Source organism: Kitasatospora paranensis, from assembly GCF_039544005.1.
In the GTDB taxonomy this organism is placed as follows: Bacteria; Actinomycetota; Actinomycetes; order Streptomycetales; family Streptomycetaceae; genus Kitasatospora; species Kitasatospora paranensis.
This window is the reverse complement of sequence record NZ_BAABKV010000001.1, coordinates 3,621,828-3,643,070: the sequence shown is the minus strand read 5'-3', so window position 1 is coordinate 3,643,070 and position 21,243 is coordinate 3,621,828. Positions and strand designations below refer to the sequence as shown.

General features: G+C 69.8%; 13 protein-coding genes and 2 pseudogenes. 10 read left to right on the top strand and 5 right to left on the bottom strand.

The genetic code is table 11. From position 1 onward, the window contains the following. The first annotated feature begins 79 nt into the window (after positions 1–79). The 8 genes and pseudogenes from ABEB13_RS17450 to ABEB13_RS17415 all read left to right on the top strand — a co-directional run bounded on the left by ABEB13_RS17450 (position 80) and on the right by ABEB13_RS17415 (position 14,982). Complete coding sequence (locus tag ABEB13_RS17450) at positions 80–1,360, top strand: glycosyltransferase 87 family protein (RefSeq protein ID WP_345706258.1); 1,281 nt, start codon at positions 80–82, stop codon at positions 1,358–1,360. Between the two features lie 157 nt (positions 1,361–1,517). After that, positions 1,518–1,877: pseudogene (locus ABEB13_RS17445) on the top strand (acyltransferase family protein); the annotation flags it as partial. Positions 1,878–2,047: 170 nt separating this feature from the next. Beyond that, positions 2,048–2,713, top strand: coding sequence for an acyltransferase family protein (locus ABEB13_RS17440; protein ID WP_345706257.1), 666 nt, complete (start codon positions 2,048–2,050; stop codon positions 2,711–2,713). After that, the gene (locus tag ABEB13_RS17435) at positions 2,703–3,929 is read left to right on the top strand and encodes a hypothetical protein (protein WP_345706256.1); all 1,227 of its coding nucleotides are present in this window, start codon (positions 2,703–2,705) and stop codon (positions 3,927–3,929) included. The genes ABEB13_RS17440 and ABEB13_RS17435 overlap by 11 nt, the downstream gene beginning before the upstream one ends. A 309-nt stretch (positions 3,930–4,238) precedes the next feature. Continuing rightward, positions 4,239–5,711, top strand: coding sequence for a hypothetical protein (locus ABEB13_RS17430; RefSeq protein ID WP_345706255.1), 1,473 nt, complete (start codon positions 4,239–4,241; stop codon positions 5,709–5,711). A 152-nt stretch (positions 5,712–5,863) separates the two neighbouring features. Further along, the gene (locus tag ABEB13_RS17425) at positions 5,864–7,039 is read left to right on the top strand and encodes a glycosyltransferase family 39 protein (protein ID WP_345706254.1); all 1,176 of its coding nucleotides are present in this window, start codon (positions 5,864–5,866) and stop codon (positions 7,037–7,039) included. Positions 7,040–7,353: 314 nt separating this feature from the next. Then, a complete protein-coding gene (locus ABEB13_RS17420; RefSeq protein WP_345706253.1) occupies positions 7,354–14,481 on the top strand; it encodes a polymorphic toxin-type HINT domain-containing protein in 7,128 nt (2,375 codons plus the stop codon). Positions 14,482–14,499: 18 nt separating this feature from the next. Next, positions 14,500–14,982 carry an SMI1/KNR4 family protein gene (locus tag ABEB13_RS17415; RefSeq protein WP_345706252.1) on the top strand — a complete coding sequence of 161 codons (483 nt, stop codon included), beginning with the start codon at positions 14,500–14,502 and terminating at the stop codon, positions 14,980–14,982. A 113-nt stretch (positions 14,983–15,095) separates the two neighbouring features. On the opposite strand, the gene ABEB13_RS17410 is transcribed toward ABEB13_RS17415, so the two are convergent. From ABEB13_RS17410 to ABEB13_RS17400, 3 genes and pseudogenes are all read right to left on the bottom strand, one after another. Then, positions 15,096–16,433, bottom strand: coding sequence for a tyrosine-type recombinase/integrase (locus ABEB13_RS17410; protein ID WP_345706251.1), 1,338 nt, complete (start codon positions 16,431–16,433; stop codon positions 15,096–15,098). A gap of 154 nt (positions 16,434–16,587) precedes the next feature. Beyond that, positions 16,588–17,433: a replication initiator gene (locus ABEB13_RS17405; RefSeq protein WP_345709707.1), complete on the bottom strand. Its 846-nt coding sequence runs from the start codon at positions 17,431–17,433 to the stop codon at positions 16,588–16,590. Further along, positions 17,376–17,828, bottom strand: a pseudogene (locus ABEB13_RS17400) (replication initiator); the annotation flags it as partial. The gene ABEB13_RS17405 and the pseudogene ABEB13_RS17400, both read right to left, overlap by 58 nt. A gap of 539 nt (positions 17,829–18,367) precedes the next feature. Between ABEB13_RS17400 and ABEB13_RS17395 the strand changes: the two are divergent. Next, positions 18,368–18,754, top strand: a complete 387-nt coding sequence (locus ABEB13_RS17395) for a winged helix-turn-helix domain-containing protein (RefSeq protein WP_345706250.1) — start codon at positions 18,368–18,370, stop codon at positions 18,752–18,754. 737 nt (positions 18,755–19,491) lie between these two features. On the opposite strand, the gene ABEB13_RS17390 is transcribed toward ABEB13_RS17395, so the two are convergent. Continuing rightward, entirely contained in the window at positions 19,492–19,845 is a 354-nt protein-coding gene (locus ABEB13_RS17390) for a hypothetical protein (RefSeq protein ID WP_230051969.1), read from the bottom strand. Continuing rightward, positions 19,842–20,189 carry a hypothetical protein gene (locus ABEB13_RS17385; protein ID WP_345706249.1) on the bottom strand — a complete coding sequence of 116 codons (348 nt, stop codon included), beginning with the start codon at positions 20,187–20,189 and terminating at the stop codon, positions 19,842–19,844. Before ABEB13_RS17385 ends, ABEB13_RS17390 begins: the two co-directional genes overlap by 4 nt. Positions 20,190–20,971: 782 nt before the next feature. On the opposite strand from ABEB13_RS17385, the gene ABEB13_RS17380 reads away from it, so the two are divergent. Continuing rightward, the gene (locus tag ABEB13_RS17380) at positions 20,972–21,202 is read left to right on the top strand and encodes a contact-dependent growth inhibition system immunity protein (RefSeq protein WP_345706248.1); all 231 of its coding nucleotides are present in this window, start codon (positions 20,972–20,974) and stop codon (positions 21,200–21,202) included. The last annotated feature ends 41 nt before the right edge of the window (positions 21,203–21,243 follow it).

Below are 21,243 nucleotides of genomic sequence, written 5' to 3'. Positions count from 1 at the left end.
GCCCGGACCTGTCCGATCTTTCGATGCCTGTCGGCCGGATTCTCGCGGAGCCCGCGCGGGGCCGCAGGAGTGACGGAGCATGATGTCGTCCCACAGTTCTCTCGGTCTGGAGCCGCCCGGCGGCCTGGACACGGCGGCCCCCGCCACGCCCGCCACCGGGAGCGGCGGGCTGCCGGAACGGCTCGGCGGCATGCCCGTCCGGCTTCTCGCGCCCGCGGGCTACTGGGCGTGCAGCCGGGTGCTCATGATCGGCCTGCTGTTCGCGATGAAGGTGAACGTCGAGGGCGAGATGCACACCCTCTACGAGAAGTGGAGCCGCATCCTCGCGACCGGGTCGTACCCGCTGGGCGACCCGACCTGGCAGTACCCGCCCGGTGCGGCGCTCGTCATGCTCGCCCCGAAGGCGGTGCCGGCCGGGAACTACGTGCAGGGCTTCGTCGTGGTGGCGTTCCTCGCCGACCTCGTGGTGATGCTCTGCCTGCTGCTGTCCGCCCGGACCGGCGAGCGGAGCACCGCCGGGGTGTGGGTCTGGGTGCTCGGCCTGCCGCTGATGCTCTACATGCCCTACGCCCGCTACGACGTGATCGTCACCGCCTTCGCGGTGACGGCCCTCCTGGTGGTCGGCCGCCGTCCGGGGTGGGGCGGCGCGCTCGCCTCGTTCGGCGCGATGATCAAGGTCTGGCCGGCCTTCGCCGTCTTCGGCGCCCCGCGCGGCCGCACCCTGAAGTCGGCCGTGGCCGGCTTTGTCGCGGCCGCCGTGGCGCTGACCGCCATCCTCTGCCTCGTCTTCACGGGGCCCTTCGACTTCCTGGGCGCCCAGCAGAGCCGGGGCGTCGAGTTCGAATCGCTGGCCGGCTCGGTGCTCCTGGTGGGCAGCCGATTCGCGGGCTACACCGGCCGGATCCAGTACCACTACGGATCGATGGAGTTCCTCGGCCCCTACGTGCCGGAACTCGCCCACGGCATGGTGGCCCTCACCGTCCTCGGCTTCTGCTGGCTGCTGCTGTGGCGCTGGCGGGCCTCGGTCTGGTCGGCCGCCACCCCGGCGGACGCGGCGCTCGCCGCCGTCCTGGTGTTCACCACCACGAGTCGGGTGATCAGCCCGCAGTACTTCATCTGGCTGGTGGGTCTCGGCGCCGTCTGCCTCGTCCACCGCTCGACGACCCAGCGACCGGTGGTGGCCCTGCTGGCAGCGGCCACCGCACTGACCACGGTCGAGTACCCCCTCTTCTTCGAGGAGCTGATGCGCGGCAGTGCCGCACTGACGGCCGTCCTGGTCGCCCGCAACCTGCTCCTGCTGGCCGCCACCGTGCTCTCCTGCCGGAGGCTCTGGCAGGCCACCGTCGTCCCCCGGCGCTAGCGCGGCCTGTCCGCCGGGTGATCGAACGGGGCAGCTATCCTGGGCCCGCGGTTCCGCGCCCCGGCCGGATCGGCCGACCACCGACACACCCGGCGGACTCCCGGGACCTCGCGTACCCGGGCCTCCCTGCTGACCTCCTGATCGGACACCCCTGCCCATGCCGTTGCCCGCCATGCCGCTCGGTCGCAGCACCGACGAGCCGGCGCCCGAATCGACGCAGGACCGGCCCCGGCCGTCCGCCCCGGCCCGCAGGCCGCGGCTGTACGTGCTGGACGGGCTGCGTCTCGTCGCCGCCCTCAGCGTCATGTGCTTCCACTACGTGGGGAAGCCGGCGGGCTGGGAGAAGGTCTGGCGCGGCGCACCGGACGAACTGCTCCCCGGGCTGCACGGACCGGCGATCTACGGCTGGCTCGGCGTGGACCTGTTCTTCCTGATCAGCGGCTTCGTCATCTGCATGTCGTGCTGGGGCAAGCGGCCGCGGGACTTCTTCATATCCCGTGTGGTCAGGCTCTACCCGGCGTACTGGGCGGCGGTCGCCCTGACGTCCGCGGTGGTGCTCGCTGCCGGCTACTCCTTCAGCACGGCGCACGCGCTGACGCCCCGGGTGGTGCTGGCCAACCTGACCATGCTGCAGGCCCCCTGGGGGCCCAGGCCGTCGACCCCAGCTACTGGACGCTCTGGGTCGAGATGCTCTTCTACATCGTCTTCGCGGTGGTCGTCGCCTTCGGCCTCACCTACCGCCGGGCGGTCGTCTTCTGCGTGCTGTGGACCCTCGCGGGCGTGCTCGCCCCGGTGGCGGGCCTCCCGCTGCTCAGCACCCTCGCGCAGGCCTCCTACTCGCCGTACTTCGTGGCGGGCATCGCGATGTACCTGATGTACCGGTTCGGGCAGAGCTTCCTGCTCTGGGGCATCGTGGTCTTCTCCTGGCTGCTCGCCCAGTACCAGCTGTCCGGCACGATCCGCGTCTACCAGCAGTGGCTGCCCCAGCACCTGTCCTGGACGGTCGCGGTCGCGATCATGACGCTCTGCTTCGGTCTCGTCCTCGCCGCCGCCCTCGGGCTGTTCGACCGGATCACCTGGAAGTGGCTGACCACCGCCGGTGCGCTCACCTACCCGCTCTACCTGATCCACCAGGAGATCGGCATCACCATGATCCACTGGCTGCGCGGGCACCTCGCCCCCGCGCCGACGCTGGCCGTCGTGGTCGCGACCGTGCTCATCGCGGCCTGGCTGCTGCACCGGATCGTGGAGAAGCCGCTCTCCGGTCTGCTGAAGCGCCGGCTCACCACGGCCTTCGACCGGCTCACCGAGGCCGACGCCGCCGCCTTCGGGGGTGCCCGCCGTGGCGAGTGACCTGGCCGACCTCTCCACCTCCGGGCCCCAGCGGCAGGCGACGCCGCCGCTGTCGCGCAGCGGCCGGGCTGTCGCCGCCGTCCGCTACGCGGCTCCGGCCCTGCTCGGCTACGCGGCCGTGCGCCTGGTGGGTCTGCTCATGCTGTGGACGCATCCGGGCCGCGGATCCACGCTGACCCGGCTCGGGACCCTCTGGGACGCGGTCTTCTACCTCGACGTCGCCAAGCGCGGCTACGTCGACGACCTCGGCATCCCCGGCTACCAGAACGGCGTCCCCTACTCGTCCCGGGCCTTCTTCCCGGTCTACCCGGGGCTGATCCGGGCCGTGGACACGGTGCTGCCGGTCAGTGCCGTCCACGCGGCCCTGCTCGTCGCCTGGGCCGGCGCGCTGCTCGCCGCGGCCGGGATCTTCGCGATCGGCGCGCACCTCTACGGGCGGCGGGCCGGCGTGGTGGCGGCCGTGCTGTGGGGCGTCATCCCGCACGCCGTCGTCGAGAGCTACGCGTACACCGAGGCCCTGTTCACCGCCGCCGCGGCCTGGGCCCTGTACGCCGCGCTCACCCGCCGCTGGGTCTGGGCCGGCGCGATCAGCACCCTGTCCTGCCTCGTCAGGCCCACCGGCATGGCCGTCGCGGCCGCCGTGGTGGTGGCCGGCGCCTGGACGGCGCTGCAGATCCTGCGGGGCCGCGGCGACGGTGCCACCGCGTGGTGGCGGCCACTGGCCGGTGCCTTCCTGGCGCCGCTCGGCTGGATCGGCTACGTCGGCTACGTGGGCTGGGTCCGCGGTTCGCTCAAGGGCTACTTCGACGTGCAGTCCGCCTGGGGTTCGCAGTTCGACGGCGGGGTGGGCACCGTCCGCTGGCTTCACCGGCTCTTCCTGGGGTCGGGCGGCGGGGCCACCACGGTCGACCAGGTCGTCATGGCCGGGGTGGTGGTCGCGGCGGTGCTGCTGTTCGCGGTTTCGGTCGGTCAGCGGCAGCCGCTCGTCCTGCTCGTCTTCAGCGCGATGATGCTCGTGATCGCGCTCGGGGACGGCTCGGACTACGCGCCCCGGGCACGGTTCCTCGTCCCCGCGTTCGCCCTGCTGCTCCCGCTCGCCGCGGGACTGGCCCGGCTGCGCCAGCCCGCGGCGCGCTGGCTGGTGCTGCTCACCGCGGCCCTGTGCTCCGGCGTGTACGGGGTGTTCCTGACCTTCGTGTCGCGTTTCTCGCCGTGATCGGTCGGGCCTGCGGGCCCCGGGCCGGGCAGGGACGCCCGCCCGGCCTCCGCAGGCCCGGCACGCCGTCCCGCGCGGCGGTCCGGACACCGGTCGGGCGCGGCGCCGCACGGCCGTTGGGCTGATTTTCGTACTCTAGGATGCCTTCATGACCGATACGGCCGCGTCGACCGGACCAGCCCCCACAGGGGCGGAAGCCGACGAGATACCCGGATCGCTTCCCCGTCGGACGGGTCTCGGCGGCGTGCCGCGGGACGGCTGTTCAGGCCGACGCCCTACCGGATCGTCGGGCTGCTCTTCTTCCTGTTCATGCTTCCGATCTGCGCGCGGCTGCCGTGGTCCGGCGACATCGGCCAGCACGCCTCGACGATCTGGCGGCTCCGGGAGAACCTCGCGCACCCGACCAGCCCGATGGTCGACCTCCCGGGGAACGGCAGCCCGTACTTCTCGCCGTACCAGGTCTTCGGTGCCCTGGTCTCGCGGGCCACCGGCTTGGTGCCGCTGAAGACCCTGCACCTGCTCGCGGTGATGAACGTCCTGCTCGTCCTGGCGGGCATCGGCGCCTTCACCCGGGCGCTCACCACCCGCCGCTGGGCCCCTGTGCTGGTCCTGGCCTGCTACTTCTTCCTCTGGGGCACCGACGTCCGGGTGTGGAGCGGCTTCGAGTCGTTCATCTCCTTCTCGCTCGGCGTCTCCTTCCCGAGCGCCTTCGCCGCCGGCCTGATGCTGCTGGTCTGGGCCGCCGCGCTGCGGCTGCTCGGCCGGGTGCCCGGGACACGGCCGCTCAACCTGTCCCCGCTGCTCCGGGTGTGCGCGCACCTGGCCCTCGGCGCGGTGTTCTTCGTGGTCCTGCTCTCCCACCCGTTCACCGGGATCGTGATGGCCCTGGGCCTGCTCGGCATCCTGGCCGGATCGCTGCGGGCCTTCACCCTCCGGGACTGGCTGTTCTGGGTGCTGTCCGGTGCGGTGGTGCTCGCCGGGGCCGCCGTGTGGCCGTACTGGAGCCTGTTCAGCCTCCAGCAGTCCGCGGCGCTCGACACCATGCACCGCCACCTCTACATGCAGCCGCTGAACTGGTTCGGCTTCGCGGTGCTGCTCGGTGTCCCGGCGCTGGTGATGCGGTTCCGGCGCGACCGGTTGGACCCGCTCGTGATGACCTTCCTGCTGGTCGGCGCGACGGTGTTCTACGGCTGGGCCAGCGGCCACTACAGCTGGGGCCGGGCCTACCCGGGCGCGCTGATGATGCTGCAGTTCGCGGTGGCCCTGGAACTCGTCCGCGTCCCGCGCAGCCAGTGGTTCCGCCGGGAGCTGTCGCTGATCGCCACCGGTGTCCTGCTGGTCGGCGTCTGGGTGCAGTCCGGCGCAGCCTTCTACATCGTCCCGAAGTCGCAGTGGCCGAAGGCCGTGGTCAAGAACGTCCAGGCCTGGGACACCTGGGCCGGCTTCCAGTGGACCGACGCGTACCTGAAGTACGGCGACGTGGTGATGACCAAGGGCACCCGCCCGCTGTCCATGCTGGCGGCCTACGGCTACTTCACCGTCGAGGCGGGCTACCCCGACCCGGCGATCCCGCTGGGCGTGCTCGAGGAGCGGGGCGCGGACACCAACGCGTTCTTCGCCGAGGGCACCACCGAGGCCGAGCAGGTCCGGCTGATGGAGAAGTACCACGCCACCTGGGTGCTGATCAGTCCCGCCGACGGCGAGGTGCCGACCGGGTCGGCCTTCCAGGAGGTCGCCCGGAGCCCGCAGGGCGAGGTCCTGCTGAAGCTCGTCCACGCGTAGCCGAGGGGGCGGTCGCCCGGGCGTCAAGCCAGGTTGACGCTCGACTTGCCCGCCCTCCCGCCCCCGCGGTCTGATCGGAGGGCCGTGCCCGTGCGGGCACGGCCCTCCGCCCGTCCGGGGCACCGGACGGCCGTCCGCCGTGGGAGGGGCCCATGCCCGTCGTGCTGTCGTCCCACGCCGCCGGACAGCGCATCGGCCTCCGGGCCCGCAGCGCCGACGCCCTGCGCGCCGCCGCACCGGCGCTGCTCGGCTATGCCGCCGTCCGGGTGATCGGCGTCCTGGTGCTCGTGGTGTGGAACATCCACCGGAAGGGCTCCGCCCTGGGCCGGCTCTCCTCGCTCTGGGACGCCTTCTGGTACCAGGCGATCGCCGTCCACGGCTACGCCGGCACGGCGCCCCGGCCCGGCCCGTACGGCCCGTACGAGCCGTACGCGTTCTTCCCCGCCTACCCCGCCCTGATCCGGCTGGTGCACACCGTCCTGCCCCTGCAGCCCAACCGGGCCGCACTGCTGGTGGCGTGGACGGCGTCGCTGGCCGCGGCCTGGGGGATCTTCGCCGTCGGCGCCCACCTCTACGGGCACCGTACCGGGGTGATCGCCGCCGTGCTGTGGGGCGTCACCCCGTACGCGGTGGTGGAGAGCGCCGCCTACTCGGAGCAGCTGTTCACGGCGCTGGCGGCCTGGGCCTGCTACGCCCTGCTCACCCGCCGCTGGGTGTGGGCCGGGGCGCTCTGTCTGGCCGCGGGGCTGACCCGGCCGACCGGCATCGCGCTGGCGGCGGCCGTCTGCGCGGCGGCGCTGTGGGAGCTCGTCCGCCGGCGCGGCGGATGGCGGACGGCGCTCGGCGCAGTGATCGCGCCCCTGGGCTTCCTCGGCTTCCTCGCCTGGGTCGCCGCCGTGAAGGGCCGCTGGGACGGCTACTTCCGCGTCCAGGACGCCTGGCACTCGCGCTTCGACCTCGGCCGCAGCACCTTCTACTCACTGCGCGACCTCTTCACCCACGCCGACCAGGTCTGGCTGACCGACGTGGTGGTCGCCGCCGTGCTGGCCGGCTCGGTCGTCCTGCTGGTCGTCTCGGTGCTGCACCGCCAGCCCCCGGTGCTGGTCCTTTTCAGCGCCGCCATGCTGGTGCTCGCCCTCGGCGACGCCGCCTACTTCAACTCGCGCGCCCGTTTCCTGCTGCCCGCCTTCGCCCTGCTGCTGCCGCTCGCCAACGGTCTCGCCCGGCTGCGCAGCCGGGCGTCACTGGTCCTGCTGCTGGGTTCCGCGGCACTGATCTCGGCGGCGTACGGCGGCTTCGTGGTGTTCGTCTACCCGGACGCGCCCTGACCGGTCGACGGGCTGCCGACTTCATGGCCGGTTTTCGGTTCTTGTCGTGATTTGGCAACCTCCCGACAGGTAAAGGAATCGTCAAATCCGCCGCTGGGACGTGGTGTCGCACGACTGTTCGCCCCTAGTGTCTGATCCCGTTCGCTTACATCTGTATATCTCGTGGCGCCCCGATGTGTCGGGGCGTCATTTGTGTGTGGCATGAAGATTATCGGGGAGTTTCGGTGGGGGCTTGGCGTGCGCGCTCCCCACACGGGCGCTGGCTGAGAAGCCAGTCGCGCGGAGTGGGTCTGGTCGCGCTTACCGCAGTTGCAATGTCGTTGTTGGCCGTACCGCCGGCGGATGCGCTCGCCGCGAAGCAGCCGAATCCGAAGGTGTGGACACCGCCGAACACACCGCTGCCGGACACGAAGTCCGTCAGAGGCAAGTCGGCGGGGACGACGGGACAGACCGCTGCCGGCGGTGTCCCGAAGGAGTGGAAGACCCCCGCGGCCGTCGCGGGGAAGAGCGGGTCGGCGACCGTCGCCCTGCCGAAGGTGTCGCCCGAGCAGGAGGCGGCCCGCAAGCTCACGGGCGGCGCCGCCCCGGCCTCGGGCGGAGCGGCGTCGGTGCAGGCCGGCCAGCTGCCGGTCTACCTCACCGACCTGGGGACGGCCAAGGACTCGGCCGCCGGCTCGCCGTCGGTGAAGGTCGACGTGCTGGACGCGGCAAAGTCCAGGGCCACCGGAGCCTCCGGCCCGGTCGTCACGCTGGAGGGCGCCAACGGCTCGGCGAGGGCCGGCCACCCGCTCCAGCTCTCCGTCGACCTGAAGTCGCTCGCCGGCACCACCGGCTGGAGCGACCGTGCACGTCTCGTACAGCTCCCCGCGTGTGCCCTGACCACGCCGTCGAAGCCGGAGTGCCAGAAGCGCACGCCGGTGCAGTCGGCCGTCGACGCCCGCACCGGCAAGCTGACCGCCAAGGTGGCTCTGCCGGCAGCCCCGACCGCGTCCACCCCGTCCAGCACGGGCGGGGCGACCTCGCACGCCGTCCAGGCCCTCGGGGCGACCGCCTCGGGTGCGATGGTGCTGGCCGCCGAGGCCGCGCCGTCCGGCTCGATGGGCTCGTTCGCCGCCACGCCGATCGCGCCGTCGGCGCAGTGGAGCGCCGGCTCGAACGCCGGTGACTTCTCGTACAGTTACACCTTCGACATGCCGACCGCCATCGGCGGTGCGGCGCCCAGCGTGATGCTCGGCTACGACTCCGCGGCGGTGGACGGCCGGACGGCCTCCACCAACTCGCAGTCGTCCTGGGTCGGAGACGGCTGGGACTACTCGGCCGGTTCCATCTCCCGGTCCTACAAGGCGTGTCTGAAGTCGGGCATCGACATGTCCGGCGACGAGTGCTGGGCCGGCCAGGCCCTCCAGCTCAACCTTGCCGGCCACTCCGGCACGGTGGTCAAGGACGACAGCACCGGCGCCCTCCACCTGCAGGGCGACGACGGCACCCAGATCACGCCGCTGACCGGTCTCACGAACGGTGCCTGGAACGGTGAGGGCTTCAAGGTCACCACCACCGACGGCACCCAGTACTACTTCGGTGCGAACCACCTGCCCGGTGGCGACGGCACGGACCCGGCCAGCAACTCGGTGAACACCGTCCCGGTGTACCACCCGCACGTCGGCGACCCCTGCTACAACTCGTCCACGGGCGCGGCGTCCTGGTGCCAGATGGGCTGGCAGTGGAACCTCGACTACATCGTCGACCTCCACGGCAACCTGATCAAGTACAACTACAGCCGCGAGGACAACTACTACAGCCGCGGCGGCGGTCAGAACAACGGCACCGGCACGCTCACCAAGTACAACCGCTTCTCGAACGTCGCCGAGATCGACTACGGTCTGCGCCTCGCCGACCAGATCGCCTCCAAGGGCGCCGGCAACCCGGCGGCGAAGATCGTCTTCACCACCGCCGAGCGCTGCTTCGCCTCCGGTTCGATCACCTGCACCACCGCGCAGCGCACGGTCGCCAACCAGTCGTCCTGGCCGGACAGCCCGCTCGACCAGAACTGCGCCTCGACCGGCGCCTGCACCAACTACGGTCCGTCGTTCTGGACGACCAAGCGTCTGACGAACGTCGCGACCACGATCTACGTCGGCGGCGCGGCCCGTCCGGTCGACAGCTGGGACCTCACCCAGGTGTGGTCCGACCCGGGCGACGGCACCTCGCCGACCCTGTGGCTCTCCTCGATCAAGCGCAGCGGCACCAACGGGCAGTCCGCCCTCTCGGTGCCGCAGGTGTCCTTCACCGCGGCCCAGATGGCCAACCGCGTGGACGGCCTCGTGCCTGCGGCACCGCAGTTCAACCGGCCCCGGATGAAGGAGATCACCACCGAGACCGGTGGCCGGATCAACGTCACCTACAAGCCGGTCGAGTGCTCCCGGGTGAACGGCACCATGCCCGCCTCGGCCGACACCAACACCATGGCGTGCATGCCGGTCAAGTGGGTGCCGCCGGGCTCGCCGGCCACCACCAAGCCGGTGGACGACTGGTTCCACAAGATCCTCGTCGCCTCCGTCACCGAGCAGTCGCTGGTCACCAGCGATGTCGCGAAGGTGACCGAGTACACCTATGGAGGCGGCGCCGCCTGGCACCGCAACGACTCCGAGTTCGCCGACGACGACACCCGGACGTACGACAACTTCCGCGGCTACCAGACGGTCACCACGACGACCGGAAACGGCTCGGACGGTGCCAAGACCAAGGCGGTCACCACCTTCCTGCGCGGCATGGGCGGCCAGGTGACCGACACCTGGGGCGGCACCATCACCGACTCCGAGGAACTGGCCGGCTTCGTCCGAGAGACCCAGACCTACGAGTCGGCGGCCGCGGGCGCCAAGGTCGTCGCCGGTGAGCGCACCACCCCGTGGGTGTCCGGCGTCACCTCCACCCACACCCAGACCGGCAGCCTGCCGAAGGTCTACGCGCACTACGTCAACACCGCCGAGGTGGAGAGCCGTTCGCTGCTCTCGGACGGCACGACCTGGCGGACGACCGAACGTGACGCCACGTACGACGAGGCCCACGCGGGCCGGGTCGACACGGTGGACGTCAAGGGCGACACCTCCCGCTCCGACCAGGAGCAGTGCACCAAAACGACGTACGCCGGCGGCACCAACACCATGCTGGTGGAGTTCCCGCAGCGGATCCTGACCCTGGCCGGTGCCTGCGGTCAGACCCCGACCGCGGCCAACACCATCGCCGACACCCTGACCTACTACGACGGTCAGGCACTCGGCACCATCGGCACGCTGGGCGACCAGACCCAGACCCAGGTCCTGGCGTCCTACAACACCGACGGCACGCCGTCGTACCGGACGACGGCCAAGGCCACGTTCGACGCGTACGGCCGCCAGAAGACGACCACCGACCCCAACCGCACGGACGCCACCCACGCGAGCGGCGCGACGACCAGCACGGTCTACACGCCCGCCACCGGCGAACTGCCGACCAGCGTGGACGTCACCAACGCGCTGGGCTGGAAGTCCACCACCACCATCGACCCGGGCCGCGGCGTGCCGACCAAGGCGGTCGACGAGAACGGCCGGATCACCGAGGAGGCCTACGACGCCCTCGGCCGGCTCACCTCGGTCTGGCAGCCCGGTCGTGACAAGGCCACCCAGAGCGCCAACCGGGTCTTCTCGTACGCGATGAACGGGTCGGCCGGGCCTTCGACGGTGACCAGCCAGACGCTGCGTGAGGACAGCACCTACAGCAACAGCATCCAGATCTACGACGGTCTCGGGCGGGTGCGCCAGACCCAGGCCATGCCGGTCTTCGGACAGGTGGGCCGGCTGATCTCGGAGGCGACGTTCGACTCGCACGGCTGGCAGATCAAGGCCACGCCGTCGTACTACAACGGCGACTCCGGTCCCACGTCGACCATCTTCCTGCCGCAGGACTCCGACGTCGCGGCGCAGACCTGGAACGAGTACGACGGCCTCGGTCGCCTGACCGCCAGCAAGTTCATGTCCTATGCGCAGGAGCAGTGGCGGACCACCGTCGCCTACCCCGGCGCCGAGCGGACCGACACCACCCCGCCGCCCGGCGGGTACGCGACCACCACGATCACCGACGCCACCGGTGCGGCCGTGGAGACCCGGCAGTACAAGTCCAACACGCCCACCGGCGCCTACGACGCCACGACCTACGGTCATGATGTCGCGGGTCGCCCGACCTGGACGAAGGACTCGACCACCAACCACCAGTGGAGCCAGACCTACGACCTGCTCGGTCAGCAGACCAGCTCCACCGACCCGGACGCCGGCGTCTCCACCACGGTCTACGACAGCGCCGGCCACGTGGCCAGCGCCACGGACGCGCGGCAGAAGTCGGTCAGCTTCACCTACGACCTGCTCGGCCGCAAGACCGCGCAGTACGACGGTACGGACACCACCGACAACTCCAAGAAGACCGCGTCCTGGGCGTACGACACGCTGGCCAAGGGCAAGCCGGACTCCTCGACCAGCTACGCCAACGGCGTGGCCTACACCAAGGCCGTGACCGGCTACGACATCGGCTACCGTCCCACGGGCTCGTCACTGACGATCCCCTCGGTGACGGGTGAGACCGAACTGGCCGGCACCTACAACTGGTCGATGCAGTACACGCCGGTGATGGGCCTGCCCAAGAAGGTCACCATGCCCGCGGTCGGCGGGTTGGCCTCGGAGACCGTCGGCAACTCGTACGACGTCGACGGCAACTTCAAGACGTCGAGTGGCCTGAGCTACCTCGTTCAGGGCATGCAGTACGACCCGTTCGGCCGCCCGACCCGCACCACGGTCGGCCCGTTCGGCACGCAGGTGGTCTCCACCCAGGCCTACGACCCGGCCACCGGCCGGGCCGTGCAGTCCACCCTGGACAAGCAGACCTCGACGACCACCCATGTCGACGTCACCAACTACACCTACAACAAGGCAGGTTCGCTCACCTCCGCGTCGGACGTGCAGGACGGCACCAAGACCGACCTGCAGTGCTTCACGTACGACTACCTCGGCCGCCTGAACGCGGCCTGGACGGACAAGGGCACCACCACCACCGCACCCGCGCCCTCGGTGCTGGGCATCGGCGGCTGCACCAACCCGGTGGAGCCGACGGCGGCCACCGCCACCTCGCGGATCGGCGGGCCGGCCCCGTACTGGCAGTCGTACTCCTACGACGCGACCGGCAACCGGACCCAGTTCGTCCAGCACGACGTCACCGGTGTGACGACCAAGGACAAGACGGTCGGCCAGACCTTCGCGACCGGTCCGAACACCCCGACCACGGCGCAGAACACGGGCGGCGGCACGGGCGGTCCGCACGCGCTGATGCTTTCGACGGCGACCGTGAACGGAGTGGGCACCGACACCAAGTACCAGTACGACGCGTCGGGCAACACCACGTCCATCACGGACGGCAGTGGCACCAAGACCCTGACCTGGAACTCCCAGGGCCGGATCCAGACCGTGCACGACACCGGCACCTCCGGTGACACGTCGTACGTCTACGACGCCGACGGCAACCAGCTGATCCGTCGGGCCGGCGGCAAGACCACGGTCAACATGGGGACGGACGAGGTCACCCTCGACACCGCGACCCACACCATGTCCGACACGCGGTACTACAGCGCGCCGGGCGGCCTCACGATCACCCGCGTCACCGCCGCCGGCGGTGGCACGCTCTACTACCAGGCCTCCGACCCGCACGGCACCAACGGCGTCCAGATGGACGCGGCCACGCTCACGGCCACCCGTCGTCCCACCGACCCCTTCGGCAACGTCCGCGGCACCCAGCCGTCGGGCTGGGCCGGCGACAAGGGCTTCGTCGGCGGCACCCTGGAGAACACCGGCTTCACCAACCTCGGCGCACGGCAGTACGACCCGAAGACCGGGCGCTTCCTGTCGGTGGACCCTCTCTTCAACGCCGCCGATCCGCAGTCGTGGAACGGCTATGCGTACGCGGGCAACGATCCGGTCGGAAACGCGGACCCGAGCGGTCTGATGATCGATCGGGATCCCACGCCCGGTGTGTGCAACGGGCCGTGCGTGGGCGGGACGACTGGGACCCATGGCGACGGGAGCGGTAGCGGCAGCGGTGGCGGCAACCCGAGCGGCAAGGGCTCCGGCGCCAACGACGACGCCCTGCGGCAGAAGCAGGCCGCCGACGCGGCCCTGGCCAAGGCCAAGCAGGCCCGCGAGGAACTCCTCAACAAGATCGTCGACGTCGTCGGCGACCTGATCGGCTTCAACGACGCCCGCGACTGCTTCACCAAGGGCGATGTCATGGGCTGCATCAACACGGCCCTGAACTTCGTCCCCTGGGCGAAGGTCTTCAAGGCCGTGAAGGTCGGCATCAAGGCCTTCAAGCTGTGGCGGGAGGGCGAGAAGGCCTACACCGCCATCCGCAGCGCGGAACGCATAGCCAAGGACGCCGAAGAGGCATACAACTTCGCCCGCAAGACGGAGAAGGAGGCCTCCGAAGCCGAACAGGCAGCGACCCATGCCGACGACGGACCGATGCCGGAGGCGAAGGAGGACACACCGTCGTCCTCGTCCCACGATTCGGAGCCCCCGTCACGGGAGTCGTCGAGCTGTCCCATCCCTGGCAAGAACAGCTTCCTCCCCGGAACCCAGGTCGAACTCGCCGATGGCAGCACCAAGGCGATCAACGAACTGAAGGTCGGCGACCAGGTCCTGGCGACCGACCCGCAGACCGGCCGGACCGCCGCTCGTCCCGTCGTTGCCACCATCATCACCCCTGATGACGCCCAGTTCACCGACCTGACGGTCGCAGTGAGCGGCCAGGACGGAGCCCGCTCGACCACGTCCGGTATCACCTCCACCGCTCACCACCCCTACTGGGACGAGAGCACTTCCCGGTGGACCGACGCCGAGGACGTCAAGGTCGGTGACAAGTTGCGCTCGTCGGATGGCACATCGGTCGTTGTCACAGCGGCCCGCAGCTACAACACCGCGCCTCGGACGGCATACAACCTGACCGTCGCCGACATTCACACGTACTATGTACTGGCGGGTAGCACGCCGATCTTGGTCCATAACTGCAATGGCGCGGTAAACGGCCATACATCAGCGTGCCCGTGCGCCTCGGGCGGAACTCCTGTCGGGCCGATTAACGCGCGCCTCGCTGGTGGCACGCACCCGGTCACGGGTGTACCGTTTGATGCCCAAGGATTCCCCGATTTTAGCGCTTGGAAGGATCCAAACGTTCCGGACGTGCGCATTACGTTGACTGGTAGCAGATCGGCAGATTTCGCGGCAGCGGATAAGGCGGCAGGAATCACTGCAGCTTATCGAAAAGGGACCTGGACCTGGAATCATAGCCAGGACTGTGGGCTGATGGAACTCGTGAGCATGTCCGTGCATTCGCAAACTGGCCACACTGGCGGCTTCTCGATTTGCTAGATTGGATTTTCCGATTCCATGATTTTTGATAATGACGACGACTCGATCTATGTTGGCCCGCCGGTAGATGGCGAGATGATTCGGCAGGCCCAGGAGGCACTCGGGGTTCGGCTGCCCGCGAGCTACCTGGGCCTGCTGCGGGTGCAGAATGGCGGAATCCTGCGGAATCGCTGCTTCCCTACAGCCTTCCCCACATCGTGGGCATCTGGCCATATGTGCGTCGACGTGATTTTGGGAATTGGAGGGGCGTGGGGGATTGATCTCGTGTCGTCCCGTCTGATCGCCGAATGGGAGTATCCGGAGATCGGTGTCGTCCTCGGAATTACTCCATCCGCCGGACCGGACACCATTATGTTCGACTACTCTGAATGTGGAACACAGAGCGATCCATCCGTTTCTTATGTCGACGAAGACAGGGTTCCTAGGCGTATTGCAGACTCATTTACTGAATTTCTAAATGGCTTTGTTTCATGTCGGGAATATGGCGAAGAGGCAGATTAGCATCTTTTTGCTGAAGTGATTATCTAGACTGTCGAGCAGTGCCCAGGGGAGGCCCCGCCGGACCGTTTTCGGCGGGGCCTCGGGGCGTCTGACGGCAGTAGTTGACGGCAACGTCAGCGGACGGGCGCTGCACGAACGGGTGGTTCGTCGCCGTCGTTGGGTCGGACGGCCGACGTGGCTGGGGTGCGGAGGGCGTTGCCGAGGAGGTCGATGGCGTCGCGTTGGAGGCGGAGGCGGAGGCGGAGGCGGACGTGGGCGTACACCGTTGCGGTCACCCCGATGTGGGCATGGCCGAGGAGCTCTTTGATGACGACGAGTTCGACGCCCTGCTCCAGCAGGAGCGTGGCCGCCGAGTGCCGGAGATCGTGAAACCTGATGCGTCGTAGGGCGGCTCGGCGGAGTGGGGCGTTGAAGTGCCGGGTGAGGGTGGTGCCCTCGATCGGGTTGCCGTCGGGTCGGGTGAAGATGTAGCCGCTGGCCTTCCAGCCGGTTCCTGCCGCCTCGCGTTCCTGAGCCTGTCGTTCTCGGTGCTGTTCGAGGGAGCGCAGGCACTCAGTGGGCAGAGCGATGCGCCGTTCCGAGCTGTGGGTCTTGGTGGGCAGGGGGGTCAGGCCGGCGGAACTGGTGCGCTGGAGGGTGCGCCGGATGCTGGCGGTCGCGCCGACCAGGTCGAGGTCTTCCCAGCGGAGACCGAGGAGTTCGCCCTTGCGCAGGCCGGTGCGCAGAGCGAGTTCGAACAAGGCGCTGAGCCGGTGGCCGTCGACGGCGGTGAGGAAGGCACGCGCTTCTTCGCCGGTGAGGGGTTCGAAGCGGCGGGGCCGGGGTGTTCCCATGCGGACGTTGCGGGCGACGTTGCGCGGGATCTCTTCTTCACGGACGGCGTGCTCCAAGGCGCACTTGAGGACGGAGTGCACGTAGGCCAGCGTCGGCGGCGACAGCCGCTTGCGGCAGCAGGTCCCGGCCGCGCAGCACTGGGGCTGCTCGCGGGTGGTGTCGAGGCCGCGTGCGCAGCACTGGCAGGTGGTGCGGGGCTGGTCGAGCCAGGTGCGGACATCCTTGGCGGTGAGCTTGGCGAGCTTCTTCCGGCCGAGACCAGGGATGACGTAGAGGCGGACGCAGGCGGTGTAGCGGGTGTGGGTGTTCTCGCGGAGTCGGTGGACGGCGACGGTCTCCAGCCAGTAGGTGAGGAACGCGGCGACGCTGCCCTGCGCCGAGGGCGCGGCGATGCCGCGGTTGCTGGTGGCGACCTTTTCGGTCAGCAAGGCTAGAGCCTCCTTGCGGGTGGCGCCGTAGCCGTGGATGCGCTTGCGGGTGTCGCCTGCGGCGAGGACGTATCCGGCGGCTTCCCAGCGGCCGTCCTTGCGGTGGTAGACGGTGCCGTCGCCGTTGGCGCGGACCCTGCGCGAACCGGCGGTGCTGGAGGGGACGGGAGTGTTGCTGGGGTTGGTCATCAGGCTGCCCGTTCGAGTTGGTGGTGGACGAGGGCGGTCAGGGCGTGGGCGGGGATGCGGCGGGCGCGGCCGATCCGAGGGCGGCGCGGTTGCTCGGTCCGGGCTCGCGGTGTGGTGGTCAGAAGGCCGCTTCCGGCGTACTGCCAGTGCGAGATCACCAGGGTGGTGTCTGTTGACCGCGCTGCCTGCTCCCCGCGCGGTGGCCGCTGCGGTGACCGGCGTCGGGGTCGGTGTGACCGGCGGTCAGGTCACTGCGGTCACTGTGCTGGTCAGTGACCGGCTGGCCCTGGTCAGTCCGTTCCTGGGGGTCGTCTTGGCGGGTGCGCCAGGCGGTGCGTTCGGCTCGTAGCTGGGTGAGGGTGGTGGAGTAGTGGCGGGTGCGGGTGGAGAAGTGGCCTCGAAAGCCGAGCATGTGCGCCCATTGGCGCAGGCGCAGGTGGGCGTGCTGGAGCTGGGTGCCGAGCTGCCAGGCGGTGTGGATCATTTGGCGGGCGTGGTCGGTGAGGTCGTGCTGGGCGAGTTCGGCGAGGAAGCGCAGTCGGCGGTCGAGGGTGCCGGTGGTGGTCTCGGCTCCCTTGGTGGCGTACTTGGCGATGTAGGCGGCGACGTGCCGGTCAGTGACGGGGCCGTCGCCGGTGAAGTCGGTGCTGCGGATCGCTCGGACGTCGATCTGCCGCCCGAACCGGAACACCCTGGACTCCGACGCCTGCACCCCGTCGGTCTCCTTGCCCCGGAGGGCCGTTGGTGCTGGACTCGGGTGCGCTTTGCGGCAGCGCGGACGGCGTGGTCGAGGAGATCGGTGGTGGCCCAGGCGGGCGGGGTGCTGGCGGGGCCTGTGGGTCCGTCGATGCGGATGATGGTGTGGAAGTGGATCTGGCCGCGCTTCTGGTACTCGGCGACCTTGGCGTAGGACAGGGTCGCGTGGTGGCGCAGGGTGCGCTGGGTAAGTCCGGCCGCATGCGCGATCTCGCGGCGCAGGTGGGTGGTGAAGCGTGCCCACAGGGCGGGGGCGTTCCACAGCACCGCCCCGGTGTAGTCGTACCGCTGCGGGTTGAGCGGCGTGCCGAGCAGCGGGTCGCTGTCGCCGTGCCGAGCACCGCAGACGCACGAGGTAGCGCCGGGCTGGTTGTGGACGGGGCCGAAGCCGGGGGCGGTGAGGGTGGCGAAGACGCGGGGGTGGGTGGAGACGCTGGTTGGGACGGTCTTGCCGCCGCGTAGTCCGGCGGCGATGAGCTGGTAGGTGTCGTAGCGGTAGACGTTGGAGCAGGAGGGGCAGCGGGTGGCGCGGCGGTTTCCGCACCGCAGCAGGAGTTCGCCGGCCGGGAGGTGGCGGGTGTCGAGGTGGTCCAGGATCTGGCCGGTGGCGCTGTCCAGGCGGGTGCGGTGCCCGGTCATCCGGATGGGGCGGGCGCATCCGCCCAGCGAGCCGACCTGGCGGGCCAGGGGTGCGAGGTGTCCGGCGGCGGCCAGCTTGGCCAGCCTGGCCGTCAGCCGCCCTCGGCGCTCAAGCGCCGAGTCACGGTTCACGGGCAGGTCAGCCCTCCCTTGCTGTGTAGGTGTGGCGAACGTTCGGTTGGTGGGGGAGGGGAGTTGGAGCTGTGCGGGCATGGGGACAGACCTCCGGCAGGGAGCGAGGGAGAAGAGGGGTGACCTGGGTGGTCAGTGCGCGAGAGAACGGCGGGCGCGGGTGGTGGGCCGGGGGCGTCTGGCCTGGTCAGCGGTGGTGTTCACCAGCGGTGCGTGAAGGTAGCATCGCTGAAGCGCGCATTCAAGTGCATCCCTCCTCATCTGTTTCAGTGGGTGGTCGGGGTGCGAGTACTTTGGACCCGGTTTCCCGTTTTGGACGGGCCGGATTTCGGTGATAGCGGAGCTGAGAGAGCAGGTGACCTGCGGTGCCGGTCGGGCGACGGGGGCGTAGGCCCGTGGGCGGAACGGTGCTGTTGACGTTCGAGGTCATCGCCGAGGCCCTGCGGGAACGGATCTGCTCAGGCGAGCTGATGCCGGGAGACGCGTTGCCGACGCAGGCGGTGCTGATGGCGGAGTTCGGGGCCTCCAGCCTGTCCGTGCAGAAGGCGATGGCTCTGCTGAAGCGGGACGGCTACGCGATCTCCCACCCCGGCAAGGGCGCCTTCGTCGCCCAGCCCGACATCGGCACCGACGAAGACCGCGGAAGCCCGGACACGGGGAACACGCCCGTCGGCGGGACAGCTGCCCGCGTCGAGGCGCTGGAGCTGGCGCTCGCCGAGACGCTTGATCAGCTCACCGCCCTGCGTGCTCGCGTCGACGCACTTGAGGCAGGTGGCACCGAGCGAGACCGCTGACCTCTCAGCCCCCGGACGGCCTGGGGCTGGAGCCGTGCGTCCAGATTTTCTCTACGAGGTTCGAGGTTCAAGGCGGGCCCCGCCCGCTGGAGGTGGCCCGACGTCGCCGACCGACCCAGACTCAGACCGGACCCGAGGTCTTCACGGGTGTCGGCGGTCAGCGGGCCGCCAGGTCGTGAGCGGGGCTTGACTGGTGCCCGATGGGAGCAAGTTGTGCGGTAAGCGCTGCTTACCCCAGCACCGCCCAGGGTCGGAGCAAGTTATGGGCTATGGACTCCTTGCCCGCGCCGCACAGCAAGTTGTCGCCTGCGACCGTCCTACGGCCGGATCGCAGGCAACAGGGCCGACCAGGGGGCGACCCTTCACGTCCGTCGTCCGGCTCACCGGGGGCGGTGGCCGATCTCGCCTCCGGCGGGGAGCGAAGCTCCCAGCGTCCCGTCGTTGGGGCGCCCATCTCGCCCGCCCCGGTCGCGGTGTGGCCTGTGGACGCGTATCAGGCTCCGGGCGCGGACTGCCTCACGGTCCGGCGACGGTCGGCGACCGGGCTGACCGGAACCGGGCTGTTGGCGCAGCAAGTTGTCCCGTTGGATATCCCAACGGGCTATCCAACGGGAAGAAGGCTGACCCGGGGGCGGGTCTTGCGGTGCAGGGCTCTCCGCGAGGGGACGACGCCGCGTCGACCAGAGGCTTGGCGTGCGAGCGGTGGAGCCCCCGCTGGGCAGCCGCCCGTGACCGCGTCAGTCCGTGGTCTTGGGGTGGCCGGTGCCGGCGTAGGTGATCCAGGCGGTGCGGTTGGCGTCGTCGAGCAGGTACCAGATGCGTCCGCCACCGGTGACTTCGTACTGCCAGCGCTCCAGGGTCTGCCCCTTGTAGGTGGTGGTACCGAGTTTGCCCTTGAGCCGGTGCTGGCGCTCGGGGTTCTCGGCGGCGCGGGGTGTGGCGCGGATCCGCTCGAAGGCGCGGCGCAGGTTGCCCGGTGCCTGGCGGCTCAGGTGTTCCCAGCCGTCGGCGGCCTCGGTGTTGGCGAAGCGGAGGTCGTACTCGTCGCCGGTCGGCGGCGGCGCGGCCCGGTCTCCGCGCTTCGGGCTCACTCCTCCGCCCCGGGCGCGGGGGCGGGGCCGAGGTCGCCCTCGGGCTCGCGGGTCAGCAGCGCGTGCAGGGCGGGGTCCGCGTAGATCTCGGCGCTGTGCTTCCACTGGGTGAGCAGAAGCGCGATCGGGGAGAGATTGTCCAGGGCTACCGCGCCACGAGCCGTGTCGACCAGCTCGGCGAGCAGGGTGTCGATGTCCTCGGCGGGCAGGAAGGTGCTCCATGGGAGGGCTTCGGGCAGGGCCTGGCGCAGGGCGCTGATGTTCTCGGTCCGTACCAGCCCGGCGAGCAGGCGGGATGTGAAGTCCACGACGGTGGCGTCGCGCTCCATCTGGTCGACGCGCATCAGGGCCAGATCCCCCGCGTCGCGTCTCCGAAGCCTCAAGGCGCGGACGGCTTCGAGTCGGCGCGTGGTCGCGGCGGGATGGTGGAGCAGCTCACTGAAGGGCAGATCCTCATAAGCCGAAGTCATAACATCCACAGTAGCTCGGATGTCGGTCGGTGGATAGGCGGCGCGACGCCTCGCCGCCGCCTGTTGGTCTAGTCCTCTGACGGCAGTAGTGACGGCAACAACCACGCACGCCAGCGCACAATCACGCACCCCAACGGAACGTCAAACCGCCGCTGACCTGGGAAAAGGCAGGTAGGGTAGGCGGCCGTGCCACACGTACTATGTGCTGGCCGGTACCACGCCGGTCCTGGTTCATAATTGCGGTGGCGGTACCACTGTCTATCGTGGCGTTCCCGAGGGCCACCCAGGTTTCGATGCGGCGGTAGATGGCGTGGCGGTTCCCCGTGGAGGCGATGCCTCGGCAGAAATGCACCAGCTCGGTAACACCGATAGTCCGTTCACCAGCTGGACGACAAGTGAGGCGGCGGCACGCCGGGCGGCGACCAAGGGGTCGAGCGGCGTAGGTGTAGTTATCAAATCGGAGGTTCCTGCCGGCCGCCCACACATTCACGTTAACGATCAGCCTTGGGCAGATCCGGACCTCAGACCGCGTTTGAGATCTGCCATGGGACGATCGGTCGGTGACTCGACTCCTGAACCATGACCGCTCCCTTGAGGAGCTTGAGCGCGACCGTTGGGCGGCCCCGTCGGGCGGCGAAACCTGGCTGATGGCGACCGTGCGTGAGCTTCGGTGCAAGCCGATCGGCGGCCTGACGGTCGAGGACATGCGGTTGCTGATCAGGCAGGACGTGGGCCTTGCCTATCTTCTGCCGCTGGCGGTGGAGGTCCTTCGGGTCGACCCACTGGCGGAAGGCGACATGTACGAGGGCGACCTGCTGGCCGCCGTGCTCACCAGGAGTGCGGAGGTCTGGAGGAGATCCCCGAACTCGCACGGGATGTCCGGTTGATCGCCTCGGAGTTGGCCGATGTGCCGCCGGCCCTGAAACGC